At 64.3% G+C, this 25,469-nt stretch carries 23 protein-coding genes; 13 read left to right on the forward strand and 10 right to left on the reverse strand.

Annotation, left to right across the window (positions count from 1 at the left end):
- Nucleotides 1-179 precede the first annotated feature (179 nt).
- Nucleotides 180-428 (forward strand): hypothetical protein, encoded by a 249-nt coding sequence (locus UP09_RS25435; RefSeq protein WP_044541022.1) that lies wholly within the window; start codon nucleotides 180-182, stop codon nucleotides 426-428.
- Between the two features lie 27 nt (nucleotides 429-455).
- Here UP09_RS25435 and UP09_RS25440 read toward each other — a convergent pair whose 3' ends face one another.
- A complete protein-coding gene (locus UP09_RS25440; protein WP_044541023.1) occupies nucleotides 456-683 on the reverse strand; it encodes a hypothetical protein in 228 nt (75 codons plus the stop codon).
- A gap of 288 nt (nucleotides 684-971) precedes the next feature.
- Nucleotides 972-1,265, reverse strand: coding sequence for a GIY-YIG nuclease family protein (locus tag UP09_RS25445; RefSeq protein WP_044541024.1), 294 nt, complete (start codon nucleotides 1,263-1,265; stop codon nucleotides 972-974).
- A 197-nt stretch (nucleotides 1,266-1,462) separates the two neighbouring features.
- On the opposite strand from UP09_RS25445, the gene UP09_RS25450 reads away from it, so the two are divergent.
- Complete coding sequence (locus UP09_RS25450; protein ID WP_044541025.1) at nucleotides 1,463-1,894, forward strand: hypothetical protein; 432 nt, start codon at nucleotides 1,463-1,465, stop codon at nucleotides 1,892-1,894.
- Here UP09_RS25450 and UP09_RS25455 read toward each other — a convergent pair whose 3' ends face one another.
- Nucleotides 1,895-2,671: a DUF2865 domain-containing protein gene (locus tag UP09_RS25455; RefSeq protein WP_197082742.1), complete on the reverse strand. Its 777-nt coding sequence runs from the start codon at nucleotides 2,669-2,671 to the stop codon at nucleotides 1,895-1,897. It abuts the gene before it with no gap.
- Between the two features lie 371 nt (nucleotides 2,672-3,042).
- Nucleotides 3,043-3,606: an orotate phosphoribosyltransferase gene (pyrE, locus tag UP09_RS25460; RefSeq protein WP_044541026.1), complete on the reverse strand. Its 564-nt coding sequence runs from the start codon at nucleotides 3,604-3,606 to the stop codon at nucleotides 3,043-3,045.
- A 188-nt stretch (nucleotides 3,607-3,794) separates the two neighbouring features.
- Here pyrE and UP09_RS25465 point away from each other — a divergent pair, with 188 nt between their 5' ends.
- Entirely contained in the window at nucleotides 3,795-4,421 is a 627-nt protein-coding gene (locus tag UP09_RS25465; RefSeq protein WP_044541027.1) for a glutathione S-transferase family protein, read from the forward strand.
- A gap of 163 nt (nucleotides 4,422-4,584) precedes the next feature.
- On the opposite strand, the gene UP09_RS25470 is transcribed toward UP09_RS25465, so the two are convergent.
- The 6 genes from UP09_RS25470 to UP09_RS25495 form a co-directional block, all read right to left on the reverse strand.
- Nucleotides 4,585-5,220 (reverse strand): LysE family translocator, encoded by a 636-nt coding sequence (locus UP09_RS25470; protein ID WP_044541028.1) that lies wholly within the window; start codon nucleotides 5,218-5,220, stop codon nucleotides 4,585-4,587.
- A 250-nt stretch (nucleotides 5,221-5,470) separates the two neighbouring features.
- Nucleotides 5,471-8,485 (reverse strand): DNA polymerase I, encoded by a 3,015-nt coding sequence (gene polA / locus UP09_RS25475; protein ID WP_044541029.1) that lies wholly within the window; start codon nucleotides 8,483-8,485, stop codon nucleotides 5,471-5,473.
- A gap of 104 nt (nucleotides 8,486-8,589) precedes the next feature.
- Nucleotides 8,590-9,327, reverse strand: coding sequence for a response regulator (locus UP09_RS25480; protein ID WP_044541030.1), 738 nt, complete (start codon nucleotides 9,325-9,327; stop codon nucleotides 8,590-8,592).
- Entirely contained in the window at nucleotides 9,324-11,069 is a 1,746-nt protein-coding gene (locus tag UP09_RS25485; RefSeq protein ID WP_044541031.1) for an ATP-binding response regulator, read from the reverse strand. The genes UP09_RS25480 and UP09_RS25485 overlap by 4 nt, the downstream gene beginning before the upstream one ends.
- Nucleotides 11,039-13,024 carry a sensor histidine kinase gene (locus UP09_RS25490; RefSeq protein WP_502689083.1) on the reverse strand — a complete coding sequence of 662 codons (1,986 nt, stop codon included), beginning with the start codon at nucleotides 13,022-13,024 and terminating at the stop codon, nucleotides 11,039-11,041. The genes UP09_RS25485 and UP09_RS25490 overlap by 31 nt, the downstream gene beginning before the upstream one ends.
- Before the next feature lie 103 nt (nucleotides 13,025-13,127).
- A complete protein-coding gene (locus UP09_RS25495) occupies nucleotides 13,128-14,123 on the reverse strand; it encodes a TRAP transporter substrate-binding protein (RefSeq protein ID WP_044541033.1) in 996 nt (331 codons plus the stop codon).
- Between the two features lie 185 nt (nucleotides 14,124-14,308).
- Between UP09_RS25495 and ugpB the strand changes: the two genes are divergently transcribed.
- From ugpB to UP09_RS25545, 10 genes are all read left to right on the forward strand, one after another.
- On the forward strand, nucleotides 14,309-15,625 hold the full coding sequence (gene ugpB / locus UP09_RS25500) for a sn-glycerol-3-phosphate ABC transporter substrate-binding protein UgpB (protein WP_502689084.1): 1,317 nt from the start codon (nucleotides 14,309-14,311) through the stop codon (nucleotides 15,623-15,625).
- Between the two features lie 94 nt (nucleotides 15,626-15,719).
- The gene (locus UP09_RS25505; RefSeq protein WP_044541035.1) at nucleotides 15,720-16,673 is read left to right on the forward strand and encodes an aminoglycoside phosphotransferase family protein; all 954 of its coding nucleotides are present in this window, start codon (nucleotides 15,720-15,722) and stop codon (nucleotides 16,671-16,673) included.
- A gap of 241 nt (nucleotides 16,674-16,914) precedes the next feature.
- Complete coding sequence (locus UP09_RS25510; protein WP_044541036.1) at nucleotides 16,915-18,537, forward strand: ABC transporter substrate-binding protein; 1,623 nt, start codon at nucleotides 16,915-16,917, stop codon at nucleotides 18,535-18,537.
- 275 nt (nucleotides 18,538-18,812) lie between these two features.
- Complete coding sequence (locus UP09_RS25515) at nucleotides 18,813-19,826, forward strand: ABC transporter permease (RefSeq protein WP_044541037.1); 1,014 nt, start codon at nucleotides 18,813-18,815, stop codon at nucleotides 19,824-19,826.
- A gap of 62 nt (nucleotides 19,827-19,888) precedes the next feature.
- Nucleotides 19,889-20,788 (forward strand): ABC transporter permease, encoded by a 900-nt coding sequence (locus UP09_RS25520; RefSeq protein WP_044541038.1) that lies wholly within the window; start codon nucleotides 19,889-19,891, stop codon nucleotides 20,786-20,788.
- Between the two features lie 97 nt (nucleotides 20,789-20,885).
- Nucleotides 20,886-22,625 carry a dipeptide ABC transporter ATP-binding protein gene (locus UP09_RS25525; protein ID WP_044541039.1) on the forward strand — a complete coding sequence of 580 codons (1,740 nt, stop codon included), beginning with the start codon at nucleotides 20,886-20,888 and terminating at the stop codon, nucleotides 22,623-22,625.
- Between the two features lie 18 nt (nucleotides 22,626-22,643).
- Nucleotides 22,644-22,823 (forward strand): DUF4089 domain-containing protein, encoded by a 180-nt coding sequence (locus tag UP09_RS25530; RefSeq protein WP_044541040.1) that lies wholly within the window; start codon nucleotides 22,644-22,646, stop codon nucleotides 22,821-22,823.
- Between the two features lie 7 nt (nucleotides 22,824-22,830).
- On the forward strand, nucleotides 22,831-24,228 hold the full coding sequence (locus tag UP09_RS25535) for an AtzE family amidohydrolase (protein ID WP_044541041.1): 1,398 nt from the start codon (nucleotides 22,831-22,833) through the stop codon (nucleotides 24,226-24,228).
- A gap of 3 nt (nucleotides 24,229-24,231) precedes the next feature.
- On the forward strand, nucleotides 24,232-24,624 hold the full coding sequence (gene hpxZ / locus UP09_RS25540; protein ID WP_044541042.1) for an oxalurate catabolism protein HpxZ: 393 nt from the start codon (nucleotides 24,232-24,234) through the stop codon (nucleotides 24,622-24,624).
- 3 nt (nucleotides 24,625-24,627) lie between these two features.
- Complete coding sequence (locus UP09_RS25545) at nucleotides 24,628-25,365, forward strand: GntR family transcriptional regulator (RefSeq protein ID WP_044541043.1); 738 nt, start codon at nucleotides 24,628-24,630, stop codon at nucleotides 25,363-25,365.
- The last annotated feature ends 104 nt before the right edge of the window (nucleotides 25,366-25,469 follow it).

Consider the following 25,469-nt stretch of genomic DNA (forward strand, 5'->3'; position numbering starts at 1 on the left):
CTACACAACCATACCCGCGTTGCACTGCAATCGAAACCGTCTGAAACGTTGCCGTGCACAGCGCTGGCGTATTTTTATGCAAGGACCGGGCCGGTTTAGGGCATTCGGCCTTGCCATCGCCGGTGCTACACTCGGCTCCGAAAGCCGAGATTTTGCGACAATTTAGCGGAGGATGCGTGATGAGACTGTTGATCGAGATCGCAGCAGCGATCGAGATCGCAGCCGCAGCATTGCTCGTGATCTGCATCACCGCCAGCAGCGCGGCGTACGCAGCAGATAAATTGGGCCGCAGCGCCGACGGCCTGAGCTGCAGCTTCAGCGCTGCGCCGAACGCCACCCCTGCCGCCCGCTGCGCCGCCATCAAGCGGCAATGCGGCGGCAAGTTCTACGCGAACGCGTGCGGCGACAAATTGCTGTCGGCGAACTGACCTGCGCCGAAGCACGGTTGTGCGGCCTCAGCGCGCCGAACCCTTGTTGCAGCCGGCGTATTTTTGCTCGCAATCCGCCTTGCATTGCGCGAGCGCCGGGCCGGCAAGCTGGCCCGACTTGGCGAACTGGTCGCAGTGCGTCTTGCAGGTGCAGTTTCCGCTGGAGATCTTTCCCGAGCCCTGCGCGTCGTAGGCGAACGCCGCGCTCGCATTCAGGACAAGCGCGGCAGACAAGATCCAAGCGACAATCCTCATTGTGTTTCCCCCAAAGCCTTGTCGGCATTCGATTGCCAAAGCGCAAACATGCGAGGTAATCGCCCGGTCGGGAACACCGGGGTGATACGGATTTCCAGCTCTTGACCACTGCGCTACGACAGCGCTGCCGAGCGTGGGGCAGGGCAATTTCATTCCGAATTTATTAGCATGGCGGGGCCGCTGACATCGTCAGCGGCCCGTATTGCTTTTGCGGGGCCTGGTTTTAGTTGGCCAGGGCGATATCCACATCGTCGTCCTGGCGAAAGCCAGGACCCATTACCCCGACTGTCAAAGAAGGTCCGAGCGGTCATTCCAATCCGGATTCTCTGCTTCAATCAGCTTGATCTTCAAGTCGCGCTTCCAGAACTTCAACTGCTTCTCGCGCGCGATGGCTTCCTGCGCGGTGGAGAATTCCTCCACGTGAACGAGGCGGAAGACTTTGTACTTCTGCACGAACCTGGAGCCGCGCCCGGAACGGTGCAGTTCAAGCCGGGCGCCAATATTGTTTGTGATGCCGATGTAGAGCGTTCCGTGATGGCGGCTCGCCAGGATGTAGACGTAGTAGGTGCCTGTACTGCTCATGGAGCGGCCCGAACTCGCTAAACAATGATCCGTCGGGGTAATGGGTCCTGGCTTTCGCCAGGACGACGCCATTGGATTAACGCTGTTATCCACATCGGAACAAATTAAGAACACTTTAGCAAGTCTTTGATATATCATTGTGATTCGGCGCAGTCGTCACACAACATCTATGGTCTATCAGTCTCCGCGAGGCCTATATGTCCACCATCGCCTTTGATCAGTTCGCTCTCACCCGGATCGCCGATTTCGCGCGCTCGCTGTCGCGGCTGCATCAGGCCTCGCGGCGGCAGCCGATCGATGACGACCAGATCGACCGCGAGTTCAATGCGGTCTGCATGTCGATCTGGGGCTACACAACGGACGATTTCAGCGATGAGCTGTTGTCCGGCGAGGATCACGCCTGGCTCGATTCGCTCGACGAAGCCCATGCGCGGATCTTTGCAGGCGAGCATGGCTACGACCTCGTCGACGATCACGGCATGCTGACCGACTGGTGGGGCTATTGCTGGATGATCCTCGCCGAGAAGCGCGGCCTGCTCAACCCGGAGAACCGCGCCGCGGCACGCGCGGATATCGAGGACAAGTATCTGGCGGCGCCGAACGTGATCGGCGTGATCGTCGGGCGCTAATTAATTCGCGTCCGCCCGCTTGGCGGGCTTGGGCGCGGTGGTCTTCGGCACCACCGAGACCGGGGTCGCGGGTGCAACGTCACGGCTGGTTTCTGGCAGCGGTGCGTCGCCCGCCAGTTCGGCGCTGACCGGCGCCACCTTCATCTCGCCAAGCCGCGCGCGGATCTCGGCCGTCAAGCCTGGATAGGAGGCGACCGGCGCGAAGTCGAACGACTGGTCGTTGCCGACGCGGATGCCGGTATAGGCGACGAGACCGTCGGTGGTGGCGACCACGTCGCCGGCCCGCAGCGAGGTGTCGAGCGTGAGGTCGATCGGCGCGAGGCCTGCCGGATCGCGGCCGTTGCAGGTGCAGTCGGCGCGCAGCGCCTTGCGATAGGCGAAGGCGTTTTCGCTGTCGGCGTAGCGCTCGCCGGTGTTCGAGGCGGCGCCGTCGATATTGCTGCCGTAGAAGATCTTGGTCGGGCTCGCCGGACAGAACGCCTGGCAGATCTGGACCGGCGTGGCGTTGCCGCGCATGGTCAGCGGAAAATATTTGCCGTCGCAGCTGCGCACGCAGAATGCCGGACCGGATCCAGCCACGCGCGCGGGCGCCGGGGCCGACGGTCGTTCAGGCTGCTGGTTGAGGCCGAACGGATCGGCGAAGAAATTGGCTTGCGGCGGGGCCTGGCGTGCCTGCTGTTTCTGCGCGCCGCCGAAGAAGAGGTCGAACAGCCCTTCGGCCGAGACCGGGGCGGGGACGCAGATCATCGAGCCCGCAAGCGTTGCGGCGACAAGCATCACGCGACGCCGCACGCGCCGATCATTGAACTCTGTACGCAACGCGAACTCCACCCGACGCAACACACCGCGGCGACGATTGCCCCGGCGCGATTCACCATAGTGCGGGATGGTAAACGAGCGATTGATTAGAGGTGGGAACCGACGGAAAGAAGCCGCGCGTCCAGACTTCTTTTCACCTCGCCCCGCTTGCGGGGAGAGGTCGGATCGCATGTAGCGAAGCGGAATGCGATCCGGGTGAGGGGGTACAGGTCCCACCACAGACATCGTTCGCGGAGAGAGCCCCTCACCCCAACCCTTTCCCGCATCCGCCTTCGCCCGAAGGCGGGCTTCGGCGGACAAGAGAGCGGGGCGAGGGGGAGGAAAGAGCCTCAGCTCTTCAAGAACTCGCTGGCCTTGTACAGCGAACGGAACGCCAGTCCGGCTTCCGCGAACGTTTCGGTTGCACCTTCCTCGCGGTCGACCATGGTGAAGACCAGCGCGATCTCGCCGCCGGCCTCGCGCACGGCTTCGGCCGCCTTCAGCGCCGAGCCGCCGGTCGTGGTGACGTCCTCGACGATCACGATGCGCTTGCCCACGAGCGTCTCGCCCTTGGCGAGCCCTTCGACCGCGAGCCGCGCGCCGTGCTCCTTCGGTTTCTTGCGCACGAAGAAGGCTGCGATCGGGTGGCCCTTCAGCCAGGACAATTGCGCGATCGCGCCGGCCAGCGGCACCGCGCCCATCTCCAGGCCGCCGACGAAATCGAGATTGTCGTCCTTCAGCGCGTCATAGGTGAGCTCGGCGAGCAGGGCCGCGCCCTCGGGGTCGAGCATCGTCGGCTTCAGGTTAAAATAGAAGTCGCTCTTGCGGCCCGATGCCAGCGTGATCTCGCCGCGCCCGAACGAACGCTTGCGGATGATCTCGGCGAGGCGGGCGCGGGAGGCTGATCTGGACAAGGCGTCTTCTCTTCGGGTTCGAGGCGGCGGCAATCTATCGGCGCCGGCCGGCACATTCCAGCGTGGATATGACGCCGTCAACAGCGCCCGCGCCGCGATTTCCGGCTGACACGCCTGCGGAAAGCGCGGGTTGTCGCTTCGCCGGGTTCCCCGTAAGCAAGGGCCAAATATCTGGAAGGGAAGCGGAAATGACCATCGAGCTGCACACCTGGAACACGCCGAACGGCCGCAAGATCTCGGTGGCGCTGGAGGAAATGGGGCTGCCCTACACGGTGATCCCGGTGAATATCAGCAAGGGCGAGCAGATGGCGGCCGCCTTCCTCGAGATCAGCCCGAACAACAAGATCCCGGCGATCGTCGATCCGGACGGACCTGACGGCAAGCGTGTCAGCATCTTCGAGTCAGGCGCGATCCTGCTCTATCTCGGCGAGAAAACCGGCAAATTCCTGCCGAAATCGCTGACTGAGCGGATTCCCGTCTATGAGTGGCTGATGTGGCAGATGGGCGGTTTCGGCCCGATGCCGGGCCAGGTGCATCATTTCATCGCGCTGGAGAACGAGCAGGACCGGGCCTATGGCCTGAAGCGCTACATGGCCGAGACGCGCCGCCTTTATGGTGTGCTGGACCGCCGGCTCGCCGGTCGCGACTATGTCGCCAATGATCTCTCGGTCGCCGATTTCGCCATTCTCGGCTGGGCCTGGCGTCATCCGCGCCACAAGGTCGATCTGGCTGATTTCACTAACGTCAAGCGCTGGTACGACGCGCTGATGGCCCGCCCCGCCACCAAGCGGGGCATGGACGCGAAGCTGGATTGATTCCGACTGAGAAGGCTCCGTCTTCCCTTCTCCCCTTGTGGGAGAAGGTGGCGCGAAGCGCCGGATGAGGGGTATGCCTCAGCAGAGGAATTCGCGGAGAGATACCCCTCACCCGGCTTCGCTTTGCGAAGCCACCCTCTCCCACAAGGGGAGAGGGTACTAACTAGGCCCGTCTCGCCTCGAGCGCCATCTTCACCGCGAGGCCCGTGAGCACGGTGCCCATCAGCCAGCGCTGCACCAAGAGCCAGGTCGGGCGCGTTCCCAAAAACACCGCGATCGAGCCGGCGGCGAGTGCGATCATCGCATTCACGCTGATGCTGATCGCGATCTGGATCGAGCCGAGCGCCAGCGACTGCGTCAGCACGCTGCCACCTGCGGGATCGATGAACTGCGGCAGCAGCGCGAGATAGAGCATCGCGATCTTCGGATTGAGCAGGTTGGTCACAAAACCCATCGCGAACAGTTTGTGCGGGCCGTCGACCTTGAGCGTCCTGACCTGGAACGGCGAGCGCCCGCCGGGCTTCAGCGCCTGCCATGCGAGCCACAGCAGATAGGCGGCGCCGGCAAAGCGCAGCGCGTCATAGGCGTAGGGAATCGCGAACAGCAGCGCGGTGATGCCGAACGCGGCGCACAGCATGTAGAACACGAAGCCGAGCGCCACGCCGCCGAGCGAGACGATGCCGGCCGCCGGCCCTTGCGTGATCGAGCGCGAGATCAGATACATCATGTTCGGTCCCGGCGTCAGCACCATGCCGAAGCAGACCAGCGCAAAGCCAAGCAAAGCGGAGATGTGGGGCATGAAAAGGACTCGCGGAGGGATACGCATGTCTAGCGTGTCATCCGCCGAGGAGCGATGCTTGTATTGCTCTCGGAGCAATATGACCGCAGCGGCGGTGCGCTCCCTCGCCCCGCTCTTGCGGGGAGAGGGGTGGGGTGAGGGGCTCTCTCCGCAATGACGGTGAGACTTGGATTCGCGGAGGCTCCCCCTCACCCGGAAAGCATCTGGCGATGCGTTCCGACCTCTCCCCGCAAGCGGGGCGAGGTGACTTTCAATGCGCCTCGTCCCAGTTATTCGCGGCGCGCGCATCGACCTGCAGCGGCAGCGACAGCGCGACGGCCGGGAACGGCGCGTCCTGCATCACCTTCTGCACCACCGGCAGGGTCGCTGCGACCTCGCTGTCGGGCACCTCGAAGATCAGCTCGTCATGCACCTGCAGCAGCATCTGCGCCGAGAGCTTCTTCTCGGCGAGCGCGTCTTCCATCCGGATCATGGCGCGGCGGATGATGTCGGCGGCCGAGCCTTGCAGCCGTGCGTTGATCGCGGCGCGCTCGTTGAAGGCGCGGTGCGAGGCGTTCGACGCCTTGATCTCGGGGTAGTACATCTTCCGGCCGAACAGCGTGGTGACGTAGCCGTTGCTGCGGCAGAACTCCTTGGTGTCGTCCATGTAGGCGCGGATACCCGGGAAGCGCTCGAAATATTTCTTGATGTAGGCCGAGGCTTCCTCGCGCGCGATGCCGAGCTGGTTGGCGAGGCCGAATGCCGAGATGCCGTAGATGATGCCGAAATTGATCGCCTTGGCGCGGCGGCGCACCTCGCTCGGCATGTCCTTGATCGGCACGCCGAACATTTCCGACGCAGTCATCGCGTGAATGTCGAGCCCGTCGCGGAACGCGTCGCGCAGCACCGGCACGTCGGCGATCTCCGCGAGCAGCCGCAATTCGATCTGGGAATAGTCGGCGGACACCAGCTTGTGACCCGGGGTCGCAATGAACGCGCGGCGGATTTTTCTGCCGTCCTCGGTGCGCACCGGAATGTTCTGCAGGTTCGGCTCGTTCGACGACAGCCGGCCCGTCGTGGTCGCAGCCAGCGCGTAGGTGGTGTGGACGCGATGGCTCTGCGGATTGACGTAGGTCGGCAGCGCGTCGGTATAGGTCGATTTCAGCTTCGAGACCTGCCGCCACTCCAGGATCTTGCTGGGCAGCGTGTGGCCCTGTTCGGCGAGGTCGTCGAGCACCTGCGCGGTGGTCGACCACGCCCCGGTCTTGGTCTTGGTGCCGCCCGAGAGCCCCATCCTGCCGAACAGGATGTCGCCAATTTGCTTGGGACTGCCGACATTGACCGGCTCGCCGGCGATCTCCTGGATCTCGGCCTCGACCCGTGCCGCGGTCTGGGCGAAATCGCCCGACAGCCGCGACAGCACCTGGCGGTCGATCGAAATGCCGCGCCGCTCCATCCGCGCCAGCACCGAGACCAGCGGCCGCTCCAGCGTCTCATAGACGGTCGCCATGCGGTCGGCGACCAGGCGCGGCTTGAGGATGCGCCACAACCGCAGGGTCGCGTCCGCGCTCTCCGCCGAATATTCGGTCGCCTTGTCGATCGGGACCTGATCGAAGGTGAGCTTGCCCTTGCCGCTGCCGATCAAACTGCCATAGGCGACCATGGCATGACCGAACGAACGCTCGGCAAGCTGTTCCAGCGCATGCGAGCCGCGGCCGGCGTCGAGCGCATAGGACATCAGCTGGGCGTCGTCGGTGTTGCGGAGCGTGATGCCGTGCTGTGCCAGCAGCACCGCTGAAAACTTGACGTTGAAGCCGACCTTGAGGATGCCGGCGGATTCCAGCAGCGGCTTCAGCGCGGCGAGCGCGTCTTGAGCCTTGATCTGATCGGGTGCGAGCCCGGCATCGAACAGGCCCGCGCCGCCGCCGGATTGCTTGTGGCCGAGCGGGATGTAGCAGGCATCGCCGGGCGCCAGCGCCAGCGCAATGCCTGAGATCTCCGCCTGCATCGGGTCGATTGAGTCGCTCAGCACCTCGATCGCGAAGTGGCCAACATCGCCGATGCGGGCGAGCCACGCCGTCAGCGCGTCGAGACTGCCGATCGCAGGGTATTTGCTGCGGTCGAACGGCAGTTTTCGCATCGCCTCCGTGCGCGCCTCGGTCAGCGCGACCGGTGTGCCCTTTGGGCTGAAGGATTTGTCTTCCCTGTTGCCGCTCTTCGCCGGCGCCGCGGGGCTTGCGAAGAGGTCGCCGGAGCGGATGGGGTTGTCGGCTGCCGGTTTCGCGACGGCTGCGCTCTTGTTGCCGGTATCGGCGTCGACATTGGCGGGATCGATCTGCGAATACTCGGCGACGCGGCGGGTGAGGGTGGAGAACTCCATCGCCTTGAGGAACGCGACCAGCTTGCGCGCGTCGGGCTCGTGCACCGCAAGGTCGTCGAGCGGGACATCGAGCGCAACCTTGTCGTCGAGCAAAACCAATTGCCGTGAGATGCGCGCCTTCTCGGCATTCTCGAGCAGCGACTCGCGCCGCTTCGGCTGCTTGATCTCGCCGGCGCGGAACAGCAGCTGTTCGAGGTCGCCATATTCGATGATCAGTTGCGCCGCGGTCTTGATGCCGATGCCGGGCACGCCGGGCACATTGTCGGTGGAGTCGCCGGCCAGCGCCTGCACCTCGACCACCTTCTCCGGCGGCACGCCGAACTTCTCGATCACCTCGGGGATGCCGATGCGGCGGTCCTTCATGGTGTCGTACATCACGACCTTGTCGGTGACGAGCTGCATCAGGTCCTTGTCGGATGACACGATCGTCGTGGTGGCGCCGCGTTCGCCGGCCTGCCTTGCATAGGTCGCGATCAAATCGTCGGCTTCGAAGCCGCCCTGCTCCAGACATGGCAAATCGAATGCGCGCACCGCCTCGCGGATCAGCCCGAATTGCGGGATCAGGTCGTCCGGCGCCGGCGGCCGGTGCGCCTTGTAGTCGGGATAAAGCTTGTTGCGGAAGGTGATTTCCGACTTGTCGAAGATGATCGCCAGGTGCGTCGGCCGGTTGTCCGCGGGCATGTCGCGCAACAGCTTCCACAGCATGTTGCAGAAGCCGAGCACGGCATTGACCTGCAGCCCGTCGGACTTGCGGTTCATCGGCGGCAGCGCGTGATAGGCGCGGAAGATGTAGCCCGAACCATCGACCAGGAAGACATGGTCGCCCTTTGCCAGAGCCTTGGCGGCAACGGGCGTGGCGGTGTTCGGAACTGATTTGGCGGGGGCATCGGAGGCTGTTTTCGGCATGGCCGAAACTTAGGGATTTTTGCGCGGATTGACAGCCTTTGCAGGGTGGATTCTGGGCTTGCCACACAGCGATTTTGTCGTCCCGGCGAAGGCCGGGACGACACTCAGGCCTTATCGCCGGTCGGCGAGAACAGATAGCCGCCGCCCCTGATGGTGCGGATCACGGCCGGCTTGGTCGGGTCGATCTCGATCTTGCGGCGGATGCGCATGATGCGCAGGTCGACGGCACGGTCGAAGGCTTCGGCGTCGCGCGCATTGGCGAGTTCCAGCAGCCGCTCGCGCGACAGCACCCGCTTCGGGTTGGCCGCGAACACCTTCAGCAGGCCGAATTCGGAGGCGGTCAGCGGATGCTCATTGCCCTCGTCGTCGCGCAGCGCCTGGGCCTCGAGATCGAGCCATTTGGTGCCGAACCGCACCAATTGCTCCTTTTCGGCCTTTGCACCCGCCGGTTCCGGCGTCGCGGTCCGGGCAGGCGCGCTACGCCGCAGCACCGAGCGGATGCGGGCCATCAGTTCGCGCAACTCGCAGGGCTTTGCGACATAATCGTCGGCGCCGAGCTCGAGCCCGACCACGCGGTCGATCGGGCTGGCAGTAGCTGTCAGCATGATGACGGGAACGTTGATCTTGCTTTTGAGGTCGCGGATGATCGACAGCCCGTCTTCCTCGGGCATGTTCAGGTCGAGCACCACGAGATCGGGCACGCTGGTCTCGATCTCCTTGCGCAGGCTCTTGCCGCCATCGCACAGCGTCACGCCAAAGCCGTGCATCTTGAGGTAATCGCCGACCATTTCGCGGGCCGGCGCCTCGTCGTCGACAATGAAGATATGCGGGGTCTGGCTCATGATGTCTCTGTTGCGGGCAATGTAACCGTAAAGGTCGACCCCTGTCCGGGGCCGGGGCTCTGCGCGGTCACATGGCCGCCATGCATGTCGATGATGCGCTTGACGATCGAAAGCCCGAGGCCCGTTGAGCTCTCGCCCGCGGTCGGCTTGGCCGACAGCCGCTGGAACCGGCCGAACAGCCGCCCGAGATCCTCCGGGCTGAGGCCAGGGCCCTGGTCGGCGATGCGGATCACGGTGTTCTCGCCCTCGTGGCTGACCGCAACATTGATCTTGCCGCCGATCGGCGAATATTTGATGGCGTTGCTGATGAGGTTGTCGATCGCCTCGCGGATCCGGTCGGTGTCGCACATCGTGACGAAATGCTGCGGCCCCGAGACCGAGATGCTCTGCTGCTTGTTGATGGCCGAGGGCAGGTTCGAGTCGGTGACCTCCTTGACGAGGCCTGCGATGTCGACCGGCTCGCGGCGGATGGTGATGTCGAACGCGTCGGCCATCGCGTCCGAGATCAAATGGTCAACCATCGAGGTCAGCCGCTTGGTCGCGTCCCTGATGTGCTCGACCTGCGCGGTGACGTTCTCCTTGGGCGAGCCGGCGCCGATCAGCTCGGTCAGCATTTCGGTGCGGCCGAGGATCACCCCCAGCGGATTCTTCAGGTCATGGGCGACGGTGCCGAGGATCTCGTTCTTGAAGCCGTTGGCGCGCTGCAGCCGCAGCCACTGCGCCGACAGCCGCCGGTTGGCCTGCATCAGCGCGCGGGTGCGCTGCGCGACGCGGTCTTCGAGCTGGGTGTTGGCCTCGTGGAGCTGCTGGTAGAGGATCACGTTGTCGAACGCGATCGACAATCGGCTGGAGAAAATCTCGACCAGCGCACGGTCGGTGTCGGACAATTGGCGTTCGGCCTGCAGCAGCACCACGACCTCGCGGCCGCTGCCAGTGCGCAAATAGAGCACGCTGCGGTGGTCGGCGAACTCGTTCTTGCGGCGGTGGAAGGCGGCTTCCACCATCGATCGCAAATCGGCATCGAGCGCCTTCGAGGACGTCGTGCCGATGAAGCGGCTGTAGCAGCCGGAGCAGGCCAGCACCGAAAAGTCGGGGGCGGCGTTGGCGTCGTCGCGCAGCACCAGGATGCCGGCGCAGTCGACATTGAGCAGCGAGGCGAGCTGGGTCAGCACGCCCTCGGCCAGCCGCTGCATCGACTTGAAATCGTACAGTGTCGAGGCCGCGTCGATGATGATCTCGAGCCCGCGCCTGGTCTGCACCATGCGCTCGAGCTGCTGGTAGCTGCGCAGGGCTGCGGTCAGCGACGTGAACAGCTTGTCGGCGGTGAGCTCGGTCTTCGCCTTGTAGTCGTTGATGTCGTACTGGACGATGACCCGCCGTTCCGGCGCCTGGCCGGGCTGCCCGGTGCGCAGGATGATGCGGACGGTCTCGTTCTTGATCTCGTTGCGGATATATTCAACGAGCTCGAGGCCGGCGACATCGGTCTCCATGATGACGTCGAGCAGGACGGCCGCGATATCGGGGTTATCCCGCATCAGCGTGCGGCCTTCGGCCGCGGAATAGGCCGATACGATCTCCAGCGTCGCGCCGTTCAGATTGTAGTCGCTCAACGCGAAGCGGGTGCCCTCATGGACCGCGTGATCGTCGTCGATGACGGCGATCTTCCACTTGCGTACCGGCGAATCCTCCAGAGGAGCCTCGGTATCGTCGATCAGTTGGAGGACATCGTCCTGTTCGGCCATTGACTGGTTCCGTCGGCTGCTGCGTCAGTGATCGTGGGCTGCCCTTTGGCGATCCTGGGCATGATAATGCGAAAAGTGGTGCCTTGTCCTACCCTTGACTCCAGCATCATGCGTCCGCCGAGCTGCTGGGTGACCAGGTTATAGACGATATGCAGGCCGAGACCCGTACCACCTTCGTTGCGGCGCGTCGTGAAGAACGGGTCGAACGCCTGCCGCTGCACGTCCGGCGTCATGCCGGCGCCGTCATCGGCGAAGATGATCTCGACATCGTCGGCACCGCGCGCCCGGGCCGTGATCGTGATCGTGCCTGAGCGGCCGTCGGCGAAGGCATGATTGACGGCGTTGAGGAAAAGATTGGTTAAGATTTGCCCATAGGCGCCGGGGTAGCCGTCGATCAGCAGGCCCTCGGGCACGTCGACCGATAGCGCGGTGGCGGCTTTCTTCAGCACCGGACGCAGGCTCGACACGATCTGGTCGGTCGCTTCACCCAGATTGAACTGGCGCCGTTCGGCATGCGAGCGGTCGACGGCGACCTGCTTGAAGGACTGGATCAGCTCGCCGGCGCGCTGCAGATTGGCGACGAGCTGCTGCGACGCGTCGCGCGAGGTGCGAACGAACTCGTCGAGCTTCGAGCGGCGCAACGGCTCGGTCTTCAGGTCGTTCTCGAACATTTCCGCGCGCCGGGCGAAGCTCGAGGCGACCGTCAGGCTGATGCCGATCGGATTGTTGACCTCATGGGCGACGCCGGCGACGAGGCCGCCCAGCGCCGCGAGGCGCTCGGCATCGATCAGGTTCTGCTGCGTGGTGTTGAGCTCGATCAGCGCGGTCTCGGCCTTCTCCTTGGCGGTTCGCAGCTCATCCTCGGTCTTGCTCTTGGCGATCGCGTTCTCCCGGAACACCTCGACGGCGCGTGCCATGGCACCGACCTCGTCCTTGGCCGATGTGCCCTGCACCGGGCGGTCGTAGTCACCCGACGTGATGGCGCGCATCGAGGCCATGATCTGGGCCAGCGGCAGCCGGATCGACAGCGCGATCAGGACGCCGGCGGACATGATGATGCCGAGAAAAAGCACCGCGATCGACAGCACCCGGCGCGAGATCGCGGCCAGCGTCCGGTCGAATGTCTCCTGCGCCTTCTGCTCGCGCTGGCGCATCTTGGCCGAGAGGTCGTCGATCGCGCCGATCGCGTCGGCCTGGCTGGCGTCGATGGTGTTGCGCAACAATTCGGTGCGGTTGGTGAGCTGTTCGCTGAGCTTAGTGAGGCCGTCGCGCAGTTCCTCGGTCTTGACCTTGAGCCGTGCCAGCGCCATGCGCTGCAGGTCGTTCTCGGCAAGATCGGTCATGACCGGGATCGTGTTCTCGATCGTATCGGTGTTGCGGCGGGCCTCGTCGGCCGACGCGGAGTCGAGCGACAAATAGTAGGCGTTGGCGGCGACCAGGAGCGAGGTGAATGCCTCGCGAGACTTGCCAAGCGAGGGCCAGATCAGCGCGTCGCGATGACCTGTCGCGCCCTCGATGATCGAATAGAGCCCGGCCATGTCCCTGGTCGGCGCAAGCACCTGCTCGTTGTAGGTTTTGCCGATGGCCGACTGGACGGTGCGCAATTCGCCGAAGCCGTCGAGGAAGCGGCTGGTGACGCGTTCGAGCTGCTCCACCGAGCCTGACAGCATCGGGTCGGTCGAGGCGCGGTTCGTCAGCGTGCCGAGCACGGCCTCGCGCAGCAGCAGGATTTCGGCGAACAGGTCCGGGCTCGGCTGGTTGATGTAACGGTGGATCAGGTTCTGCAGCCTGGAGGTCTCGCTTTCGAGCCGGGCCAGGATCTTGTCGGATTCGCGCACCTGGCGGACGTCGTCCCAGGCCGAGCCGAGCACCTTGGAGCCATTCCAGATCAGCACGGCGAGCACGATCACGACGGCGGAATTGAGCAGCGCGATCGACAGGATGCGCCAGCGGATCGGAACCGCGCGCAGCAGCTGGACGATGCGGAAGCGGCTCTGCACCGTGAAGCCCGGCGGCCGTCGCACAGTCCTGTCCTGCTGGGGTGCGGCCAAGATCAGCTCACTCCACCTTGCGGATGCGTTCGATCAGCGCGGACATCGCGGGATCGCGCTCGGCCTTGGCATAGATGCCGGCCATCGCGGCCTCGAACGGCTTGCGGTCGATATCGGTCACGATCTTGACGCCGGCCTGTTCTGCCTGTTTGCGCGAGCGTTCCTCAAGCTCGTTCCATTTCTCCCGCATGTAGGTACTGGAGCGCTGGGCCGCCTCGCGAAAGATTTTCTGGTCGTCCGGCGACAGGCTGGCCCAGGCCTTTTGCGACATCACCAGCACTTCCGGACTGACGGTATGCCGGGTCAGCGAGTAGTAGCCGGCATACTTGTAGTGACCGGTGGTGACAAAGGATGGCCAGTTGTTCTCGGCGCCGTCGATCAGTCCGTTGGCGAGCCCGGTCAGCACCTGGCCGTAGGCCATTTCGACCGGCTCGGCGCCAAGTGCGCGGATCATGTCGGACATCTGTTCCGATTGCTGGACACGCAACCGCAATCCCCTGAGATCGTCGAGCGACCGCACCGGGCGGACGCGGTTATAGATCGAGCGGGCGCCGGAATCGTAGAACGCTAGCCCGACGAAACCATGGGCTTCGAAACTGTTCAGGATGTCGGTGCCAATCGGCCCGTCCAGCACCTTCTGCAGGTGGTCGAGCGATCGAAACAGGAACGGCATCGCCAGCACCCTCACGGCGGGCACCATGGTTCCGATCAGAGCGACGTTGGTCCGGTTGAGGTCGATCGCACCGACCCGGGTCTGCTCCAGCGTCTCCTTTTCCTCGCCGAGCTGGCGCGAATGGAACACCGTCACCTGATGCCGGCCGCTGGTCCGCTCGGCGATCAGGCGGCCCATATAGCGCAATGCAAGGACGGTCGGATAATCCTCGTTCTGGGTATCGGCAGCGCGGAATTCGCGCGCGAACGCACTCGCCGAAACCGCCGCACACAACAGCGCGACGACAAGCGTCATGGTCCGCGAAAGGCCGGCGCGGCGATACACAGCCAACAATTCCCCTTGTGGATTGAGTCCAGGGCGGGAGGAAAAGGTTCAACGCATTTTTAGCAGAAGGCAGATGGTTCGCCCATCGGCCAATTCGTTAATTCCGCGCTGCAACCAGAGGGATAGATTGAAACTACGGTTCTAGCACCTTATGACGGCATGACCTGACATGGGAATGGCTCATTGTGAAGTTGGTCTGGAAATTCCTGCTGCTCGCCGTCGCCGCGGCCATTCTGCTTGTATCGCCCGCGCGGGCTGCGACCGACATCATGTGGTGGCATGCGATGTCGGGCGAACTCGGCAAGCAGGTCGACAAGCTCGCCGCCGATTTCAATGCCTCGCAATCCGATTACCGGATCGTGCCCGCCTACAAGGGCAACTACACCGAGACCGTCACCGCGGCGATCTTCGCTTTCCGCTCGCGCAGCCAGCCGGCGATCGTGCAGGTCAACGAGATCGCCACCGCGACCATGATGGCGGCGCGTGGCGCGATTTATCCGGTGTTCGAGTTGATGCGCGATCAGTCGGAGGGGTTCACGCCGTCGGCCTATCTGCCGGCGGTGGCCGGCTATTACGCCGATGTCGACGGCAACATGCTGTCGTTTCCGTTCAATGCGTCGACGCCGATCCTCTACTACAACAAGGACATGTTCCGCTCGGCCGGGCTCGATCCGGACGTGGCGCCGAAGACCTGGCCCGAGGTCGGCGCAGCGGCGAAGCGGCTGCGCGCGGCAGGTGCGATGTGCGGCGTGACCACGTCGTGGCCGTCCTGGATCAATGTCGAGAATTTTTCCGCGTTTCACAATCTGCCGATCGCAACCCGGGCCAATGGTTTCGGAGGATTGGATGCGCAACTGATCTTCAACAATCCGATCGTGGTGCGTCACATCGCAATGCTGGCGCAGTGGCAGGCCGACAAGACCTTCGACTATAGCGGCCGCGGGCAGACCGCCGAGCCGCGCTTCCAGAAGGGCGAATGCGGCATCTTCATCGGTTCGTCCGGCACGCGCGCCGACATCAAGGCCAACTCGAATTTCGAGATCGGCTACGGCATGATGCCGTATTATCCGGATGTCCAGGGCGCGCCGCAGAACTCGATCATCGGCGGCGCCACGCTGTGGGTGCTGCGCGACCGGCCGCGCGCCGAATATGCCGGGGTGGCGAAGCTCTTCGCCTTTCTGTCGCGGCCCGAGGTGCAGGCGGCCTGGCACCAGAACACCGGCTACCTGCCGATCACCCGCGCCGCGTTCGATCTCACCCGCGCGCAGGGCTTCTACGACCGCAATCCGGGCGCCTCCATGTCGATCGAAGAAGTCACGCTGAAGCCGCCGACCGACAATTCGAAGGGCATCCGCCTCGGCTCGTTCGTGTTGATCCGCGACGCGATCGAGGACGAGCTCGAGCAGGTGTTCGCCGGCAAGCGCACCGCGCAGGCCGCGATGGACAACGCGGTGGAACGCGGCAACCGCCTGCTGCGCCAGTTCGAGCGTGCCAATCCGGATAGGTGAGGGGAGGCTCGCAAGCCTCTCCACGCCGTCGTCCCTGCTTTCGCAGGGACGACAGTTGAACAAGCTGTTTGATAGGTGCATCAGATCACTCGCAATGACGCTTCTCCCACCCATCACCGACTACGACACCTATCGCGCCTGGCGCAGCGACACGTCGCGCTGGTTGCCGGTCGCGCTTGATATCGCTGATGGCCACGGGCTCTCGTGCGCCGCGCCGCATGTGTTTGCGACCGGCACCAACCTCGTCGTCGGGCTCGGGGACGATTTGATCCTGAAACTCTTCCCGCCGTTTCTGGCTCGGCAATTCGTCTCCGAACGCGGTGCGCTGGCGGAGCTGCGCGGGCGGCTCGGCATTCCGATTCCGGACGTCGTCGCGGCCGGCGAGCGTGACGGCTGGCCCTATCTCGTCATCACCCGCCTTTCCGGTGTCGTCGGATCGGAGGTGTGGCCGTCGCTGGAGGAGGCTGAAAAGGAGCGCGTGCTCGCCGAGATCGGCGCCGTGATCGCGGAGGTGCAGCGCGTGCCGCCGGGCGCCCTGCTCGCGATCGAGCCGCGCTGGGACGCTTACATGCGCCAGCAAATTGCGCAGTGCCGGGCGCGCCACGAACGGCTCGGACTGCCGCAGAAATTCCTCGCCGGGCTCGACGATCTCCTGCGTGACGCCGCCGCGCTGATCCCGATGGATGCGCCGCCGGTGATCCTGGTCGGCGAATACATCCCCGAAAATTTCCTGCTGGCGCGCAGCAGTGACGGATGGCATGTCGCCGGACTGTTCGACTTCGGCGATGTGCAGACCGGATGGAGCGAGTACGATCTGCTCGGTCCCAGCGCCTTCATGGCCGCCGGCCATCCGCGCCGAGTGCGCAGCCTGTTCGAAGGCTTCGGCATTTCGCGCGCCGACGTGACGTTTGCGTTGAAGCGGCGGCTGATGGCGCTGATGCTGCTGCATCGAGCCAGCGATCCGCTCAGGCATATCTGCATCGAGGGCTGGCCGGACAAAGTCGACGACCTTGTGCAGCTGCAGGAGCTGATCTGGCCGGATGGGTGATCGGCGTGAATTTCGTCGCGCACCAAAAGCGAGCATCGCTTAATTCGTGCATATTGATTGAGCAAATAGCCGCTCTTTGTATGCAATGGGTCGGCTCACGGCTAGGCCGGATCAAAATACCGGACAGTTTTTCTCTCGCTATTCCATGCATTTAGCGTGAGTTAGCGGTCCATTAAGGATTGGCACAAACCTTGCGATCCCTGTTCCAAAGCCATTTTCCAAAAGGCATTTGGAGCATCCCATGAAGCGTCGCGATTTCCTCAAATCGGTGTCCGGGCTGGCAGCGGGGACGCTGGCGCCGACCGCCCCCGCGATCTGGTCGCCGGCCAAGGCCGATGCCCGCTCCGAGACGCTGCTGATCGTGTCCGAGGGCGGCCCCAACAATCTCGACATCCAGGGCATCGGCACCAACGTGCCCGGCTACGAGGTGTCGTGGAATTGCTACGACCGGCTGATCAGCCACGAGATGAAGAGCGGTCCGGGCGGCGTGCCCTATTACGACCGCGACAAGATCAAGCCCGAGCTTGCCGAGGACATGATCGTCGGTGACATGTCGGTCACCTTCAAGCTGCGGAAGAACGCCAAATTCCATGACGGCGCGCCGGTCACGGCGAAGGACGTCAAATGGTCGCTCGATCGCGCGGTGACGGTCGGCGGCTTCCCGACCTTCCAGATGAGCGCGGGCTCGCTGACCAAGCCGGAGCAGTTCGTCGTCGTCGACGACAATACCGTGCGCGTCGACTTCCTGAAAAAGGATCGGCTGACGATCCCCGATCTCGCCGTGATCGTGCCCTGCGTCATTAACTCTGAACTCGTGAAGAAGAACGCGAACGAAAAGGACCCTTGGGGTCTCGAGTTCACAAAACAGCAGACCGCGGGCTCCGGCGCCTACAAGGTGACGAAGTGGACGGCCGGCACCGAGGTCGTCATGGAGCGCAACGACGATTGGGCCTGCGGTCCGATGCCGAAGATCAGGCGCGTGATCTGGCGGATGGTGCCGCAGGCCGGCAACCGCCGCGCACTGCTCGAGCGTGGCGATGCCGACATCTCCTATGAGCTGCCATTCAAGGATTTCCAGGAAATGAAGGCGAGCGGCAAGCTCAACGTGGTCTCGCTGCCGTTCTCCAACGGCATCCAGTATATCGGCATGAATGTGACCAAGCCGCCGTTCGACAATCCCAAGGTACGTCAGGCGATCGCCTATGCGATACCGTATCAGAAGATCATGGATGCGGTGATGTTCGGGCTCGCCAATCCGATGTTCGGCGCGCCCAAGGACAAGCCGACCGAAGTCGCCTGGCCGCAGCCGACCAAATACAACACCGACATGGAGAAGGCGAAGGCGCTGCTCGCAGAGGCCGGTTACGCCAACGGCTTCGAGACCACGATCTCGTTCGATCTCAATTTTGCCGGCGTCAACGAGCCGCTCTGCGTGCTGGTGCAGGAGAGCCTCGCCCAGCTCGGCATCAAGACCACGATCAACAAGGTGCCCGGCGCCAACTGGCGCACCGAGTTGAACAAGAAGGAAATGCCGCTGTTCACCAACGTGTTCTCGGGCTGGCTCGATTACCCCGAATACTTCTTCTACTGGTGCTATCACGGCAACAATTCCGTCTTCAACACCATGAGCTACAAGTCGGGCGAGATGGACAAGCTCATCGACGGCGCGCGCAACGCCGCGGCCAACGGCGACACCGCGGCCTATGACGCCGACGTGAAAGGCTTCGTCGATCTCGCCTTCAGCGACATTCCGCGCATCCCGCTCTACCAGCCGTTCGTCAACGTCGCGATGCAGAAGAACATCTCGGGCTACGAATACTGGTTCCACCGCCGCCTCGACTACCGCGCGATGGCGAAGGGGTGATGCATGGTGCGCGACATGGCCATGACGCTGGCTGAGTTTCCGAGTGAGGTGGGCACTGCTCTCTCATTCCCTCTCCCCTTGTGGGAGAGGGGCAGGGTGAGGGGTAGCCACGAACTCCGATCTCGCTTGGGGCTACCCCTCACCTTGCCCCTCTCCCATCGCAAGTCGGGCCTGCCCGACTTGCGCAAATTTACGATGCGCAACCGGGGTGGACCCCGGTTGCGTGGGAGAGGGAGCCCTTCCAATCCCGTCGCGGCGCAACGAAGGAGCGGGCCATGCTGACCCTGATCGGCAAGCGGCTGCTGTTCGCGATCCCCAGCCTGATCGGCGTCGTGATCGTCACCTTCCTGCTGACGCGCGCGTTGCCGGGCGATCCGGCCGCATATTTCGCCGGTCCCGCCGCCGGCAAGGAAGCTGTCGAGCAGATCAGGAAGAAGCTCGGGCTCGACAAGCCGCTGATCGAGCAGTTCTTCCACTACACCAACGATCTCGCCCATGGCGATTTCGGCACCTCGCTGACCACAGGCCAGCCGGTCGCGGCCGAATTGCGCAATCGTCTGCCGGCCTCTGCCGAGCTCACGCTGCTCGGTCTCGTCGTCTCGATCGTGATCGCGATCCCGCTCGGCGTGCTGGCGGCGACGCGGCCGGGATCATGGATCGACCATCTCTGTCGGGTCACGACCACGGCCGGCGTGTCGCTGCCGGTGTTCTTCACCGGCCTCGTGCTGGTCTATGTGTTCTACTTCCGGCTCGGCTGGTCGCCGGCGCCGCTCGGGCGCCTCGACGTCTTCGCCAGCGCGCCGCCGACCATCACCGGCTTCTATCTGATCGACACCTTGATCGCACGTGACTTCGAGGCATTCCGGTCCGCGTTCAGCCAGTTGATCCTGCCGGCAGTGACGCTCGCGATCTTCTCGCTCGCGCCGATCGCGCGCATGACCCGGGCCTCGATGCTGGCGGTGCTGTCGTCGGATTTCGTCCGCACCGCGCGCGCCAGCGGGTTGTCGCCCGGCAAGGTGATCGTCACCTACGCCTTTCGCAACGCCATGCTGCCGGTCATCACCACGCTCAGCATGGTGTTTTCCTTCCTGCTCGGCGCCAATGTGCTGGTCGAGAAGGTTTTCGCCTGGCCCGGCATCGGCTCCTACGCCGTTGAAGCTTTGATCGCATCCGACTTCGCGCCGGTGCAGGGCTTCGTGTTGACCATGGCGGTGATGTACGTGCTGCTCAATCTCATCATCGACATTCTCTATGGCGTGATCGATCCACGCGTCAGGCTGGAGGGCTAGAGCATGATCCGGAAAAGTGGGAACCGGTTTTCCGAAAGAGATCATGCTCCAAGGAGAAAGCAATGAGCACCGTTGCGCCGACAGTCGAACCCGCCGGTCCCGCGCGCACCTCGGGCTTGGCCGCGATCATCGAGCAAACGCGCTATGTGCTTGGCGAGAACAAGGTCACCGGCTTCGCCTTCGGGCTGTTAGTCCTGATTGTGTTCACAGCGCTGTTCGGTCCCTACATTGTGCCCTACGATCCGCTCGCCTCCGACACCGCAGCCGCGCTGAAGGCGCCGTCGGTGGCGCACTGGTTCGGCACCGATCAGCTCGGCCGCGACATCTTCAGCCGCGTCATGGTCGCGACCCGGCTCGACACCTTCATCGCGGTCGCCTCCGTCGTGCTGGTGTTTTTGATGGGCGGGCTTGCCGGCATCGCCGCCGGTTATTTCGGCGGCTGGACCGATCGCATCGTCGGCCGCATCGCCGACACCATCATGGCGTTCCCGCTGTTCGTGCTGGCGATGGGTATCGTCGCTGCGCTCGGCAACACCGTGCAGAACATCATCATCGCGACTGCGATCGTGAACTTCCCGCTCTATGCCCGCGTCGCCCGCGCCGAGGCCAATGTCCGCCGCAACGCCGGCTTCGTGCAGGCGGCGCGGCTGTCCGGCAACGGGGAATTCCGTATCCTGCTGGTGCATATCCTGCCCAACATCATGCCGATCATGATCGTGCAGATGTCGTTGACCATGGGCTACGCGATCCTCAACGCGGCAGGCCTCTCCTTCATCGGCCTTGGCGTGCGGCCGCCGACCGCGGAATGGGGCATCATGGTCGCCGAGGGCGCCGGCTTCATGGTGTCGGGCGAGTGGTGGATCGCGCTGTTTCCCGGCCTTGCGCTGATGATTGCGGTGTTCTGCTTCAATTTGCTCGGCGACGGCCTGCGCGACATCGTCGACCCGCAGCGGAGGACGTGATGACTGTCTCGGCACGGTGTCTTGTTACCTCTGCGCTACTTTGCATGGGGTTGTTTTGCGGATTTTTCGATGACGCCTCGCATCAGGGGAGGCGCGCATGACCGCCCAGCCGCTGCTCGACGTCTCAGACCTGACCGTCGAATTCAACACCCGCCGCGGCATCGTGAAGGCCGTGCAGCATGTCAATATCTCCGTCGCCAAGGGCGAGACCGTCGGCATCGTCGGCGAATCCGGTTCGGGCAAATCGGTGACGTCATATGCCGTGATGCGCATCCTCGACCGCGCCGGGCGGATCGCCGAGGGTTCGGTGATGTTCTCCGGCATCGACGTCAAGGCGGCGACCGAGAGCCAGATGCGCGACCTGCGCGGCCGCGAAATCTCGATGGTGTTCCAGAATCCGCGCGCCGCGCTCAATCCGATCCGCAAGGTCGGCGACCAGATCGAGGACGTGCTGCGCCAGCATGTCCAGCAGGCCACCGTTGCCGATCGCGGCGAGAAGGCGATCGAGGCGCTGGAGGCGGTCAAGATCGCCCGTCCGCGCGAGCGCTACCACGCCTATCCGTTCGAGCTCTCGGGGGGCATGTGCCAGCGTGTCGTGATCGCGCTCGCGCTGGCCTGCAATCCGCAGCTCCTGATCGCCGACGAGCCGACCACTGGACTGGATGTCACCACGCAGAAGGCGGTGATGGATCTGATCGTCGAACTCACAAAACGCCGATCGATGTCGACCATCCTGATCACGCACGATCTCGGCCTCGCCGCCGCTTATTGCGACCGCGTCGTCGTGATGGAAAAGGGCCGCGTGGTCGAGACCGCGAAATCAGCCGATATCTTCGCCGCGCCCCAGCACGCCTACACCAAGAAGCTGATGCGCGCGACGCCGCGGATCGGCGTGTCGCTGCGCGATCTGTTGCCGGAGGAGGAGGCTCTTGCCTCTCCTCGCCCTGCGCCCGCGGAAGCGGCCCCTCTCCCCGCGAAGAGCGGGGAGAGGGGGCAGACGCAACCCCTTCTCCTCGTCGAAAAGCTGGTCAAGGAATACGCCCGCCAGGGCGCCGGCGCCGTGCTGTCAAAGCTGTTCGGCCGCAAGCCGCCGGTGGAGGAGGAGATATTCCGCGCCGTCGACGGCATCAGCTTCCATGTCGGTTATGGCGAGAGCGTCGGCCTGGTCGGCGAATCCGGCTGCGGCAAGTCAACAACGTCGATGATGGTGATGCGGCTGCTGGACCAGACCTCCGGCCGCATCATGTTCGACGGCGGAGACATCGGCGCCATCCTGCCGCAGTCGTTCGCGCGGCTGCCGCAGCGCAGCCAGATCCAGATGGTGTTCCAGGATCCGACCGACAGCCTCAATCCGCGCTTCACCGCGGCGCGCGCGATCGCGGACCCGATCATGCAGCTCAGCGACATCAAGGGCCGCGACGCGCTGCGCGATCGTTGCGAGGAGCTGGCGCGCCTGGTCGGCCTGCCGCTCAATCTGCTCGATCGCTTCCCGCACCAGCTCTCCGGCGGCCAGAAGGCGCGCGTCGGCATCGCGCGGGCGATCGCGCTGCATCCGAAACTCGTCATCCTCGACGAGCCGACCGCGGCGCTCGACGTCTCGGTGCAGGCGGTCGTGCTCAATCTGCTGCAGGACCTCAAGCAGTCGATGGGCATGAGCTATCTGTTCGTCTCCCACGATCTCAATGTGGTGCGGCTGCTATGCGACCGCGTCATCGTGATGCGCTCAGGCCGCATCGTGGAGCAGGGCTCGTCCGAACAGGTCTTGGGCAATCCGCAGGATGCCTATACAAGGGAGCTGCTGACGGCGATCCCGCATCCGCCGTTGCCGGTTTCTTGAGAACCTAACGGGAGCGAAATGGCCGATCATCTCGACGACTATATCAATGCCGTCGCCGGCGCGATGGCGTTGCCGGTGGAGGACGCCTGGCGTCCCGCGGTGCGTGCGAACCTCGAGGTCTCGCTGAGGCTGGCGCGGCTGGTCGACGAATTCCCGCTGCCGGACGAGACCGAGTCCGCCGCGATCTATTCGGCCTGAGATCGCGATGCCGGAAAAATCTGCCCTTATGTCAGCCGCCGACATTGCGCAGGCCGTGTCAGGCCGGAAGATCACTGCGCTCGACGCGACCGAGGCCGCGCTGTCGCGGATCGCTGTTCATGATAAGGTCCTCAATTCCTTCACCGACGTCACCGCCGACCGCGCCCGCGCCAAGGCAAAAGCGATCGATGCTGCGATCGCGGCCGGCCAACCGGTCGGCCCACTTGCAGGCGTACCGTTTGCGGTGAAGAACCTGTTCGACGTGCAGGGGCTCTCCACCCGCGCCGGCTCGAAGATCAACCGCGACCTGCCGCCGTCACCGCGCGACGCCACGCTGATCGAGCGGATGGAAGCGGCCGGCGCCGTGTTGGTCGGCGCGCTCAACATGGGCGAATACGCCTACGACTTCACCGGCGAAAACGTCCATGACGGCCCGTCGCGCAATCCGCACGATCCGACGCGGATGGCCGGCGGCTCCTCGGGCGGCTCCGGCAGCGCCGTCGGCGGCGCGCTGGTGCCGATCGCGCTCGGCTCCGACACCAACGGCTCGATCCGGGTGCCGTCGTCGTTCTGCGGCATTTTTGGCCTGAAGCCGACCTACGGCCGCCTCTCGCGGGCGCGGTCCTTTCCGTTCGTCGCGAGCCTAGATCATCTCGGCCCGTTCGCGCGCAACGTGAAAGACCTCGCGCTCGCCTATGATGCGATGCAGGGGCCGGATGCCGATGACGCCGGTTGTGCCGGCCGATCGCTCGAGCCGACATTGCCTTTGCTGACCCATGATATCGGCGGTTTGCGCATCGCGATCGCCGGCGGCTATTTTCAAAAGAACGTGTTTCCCGAAGCGGTCGAGGCTGTCGCGCGTGTGGCGAAGGCACTCGGCGCCACGAAGACAATCGAATTGCCTGAAGTCGCGCGCGCCCGCGCCGCCGCCTACATCATCACGACGACCGAGGGCGCCTCGCTGCATCTCGATCGCCTGCGCAAGCGTGCCAATGATTTCGATCCCGCGGTGCGCGACCGCTTGATCGCGGGCGCAATGGTTCCGGCGCCCTATGTCGACAAAGCGCAGAAATTCCGCCGCTGGTATCGTGCAAAAGTGCTGGAGCTGTTCAAGTCGGTCGATGTGATCCTGGCGCCCGCGACGCCCTGCACCGCGCCAAAACTCGGACAGGTCAACTTCGTGCTTGATGGCGCCGAACTGCCGGTACGCGCCAATATCGGCATTCACACCCAGCCGATCTCGTTCATCGGTCTTCCCGTCGTCGCCGTGCCGGTGCCGCTGGAGCCGATGCCGATCGGCGTGCAGCTCATCGCCGCGCCCTGGCGCGAGGACATCGCGCTGCGGGTCGCTTACGCGCTGGAACAGATGGGCGTCGCGGCAGCGCCGCCGCCGAGGGGACTCTAAACCATGGATATCGATCTACCCGACGTGCTCGCCGAGGTTACGGCGCAGTTCGAACGCTATGAAAGGGCGCTGATCTCCAACGACGTGGCGGTGCTCGACGAGCTGTTCCGCAACGACAAGCGCACGCTCCGCTATGGCATCGGTGAAAACCTCTATGGCTATGACGAGATCATGGCGTTCCGCGCCGGGCGCTCGCCGGTCGGGCTGATGCGCAGCATCGACCGCACCGTGATCACGGCCTATGGCCGCGACACCGCGATCGCCTCGACGCTGTTCCATCGCGAGTCCGTGCCGGGCAGAGTGGGACGCCAGATGCAGACCTGGATTCGCTTCCCCGAGGGCTGGAGAATCGTCGCGGCCCATGTCAGCATCATCGACCAACCAAAGAGTGCTTGAGGCATGAGCCTGGACGATCTTCCAACACGCGCACCGCAACCGCAGGGCACCGAGCCCGAGGTAACGGTGCGCCGCGTCGATCGCCCGGCCTCGTCGCTGGACAAGGTGACCCGCGCCGAGGAACTCCGGCTGCAACTCGCCGACGAGATCGTGCGCGGTACGCTGGCGCCGGGCGCCGCCCTCGACGAGACCGAGATCGCGCGCCGCTTCAACGTCTCGCGCACCCCGGTGCGCGAAGCGCTGCGGCAGCTTGCGGCCTCTGGCCTGATCGATGCCCGCGCGCATCGTGGCGCGGTGGTGGCGCGGCCTTCGCTTGAACGGCTGACCGGCATGTTCGAGGCGATGGCCGAACTGGAGGCGATGTGCGCCGGCCTTGCCGCCGAGCGCATGACGCCGGCGGAGCGCAACACGCTGGAGACGATCCACGAGGAATTGCGGGTGCTGAGCTACACCGGCAATCCCGACCGTTTCCACGAGGTCAATGAGCGCTTCCACAACGCGATCTATGCCGGATCGCAGAACGCCTATATCGCCGAGATGACGCTGGCCACCCGCGTGCGCGTGCAGCCGTTCCGCCGCGCCCAGTTCCGCAATCTCGGGCGATTGGCAAAGTCCCACGCCGAGCACGACCGCGTCGTCGTCGCCATCATGCGCGGCGACAAGGCCGGCGCGGCGGCCGCGATGCGCGCCCATATCGAACTGGTGCGCGGGGAGTATGAGATTTACGCGGTGTCGGTGTAGGTTCGCGCAACGCATCAAGCGCGTCATTCCGGGGCGCCGCAAAGCGGCGAGCCCGGAATCCATTCATCCGCATAAGATGTCGCTGGTTGGTCGGCGGGCTTTCC

The organism is Bradyrhizobium sp. LTSP885, from assembly GCF_000938305.1.
Classification (GTDB): Bacteria; Pseudomonadota; Alphaproteobacteria; order Rhizobiales; family Xanthobacteraceae; genus Bradyrhizobium.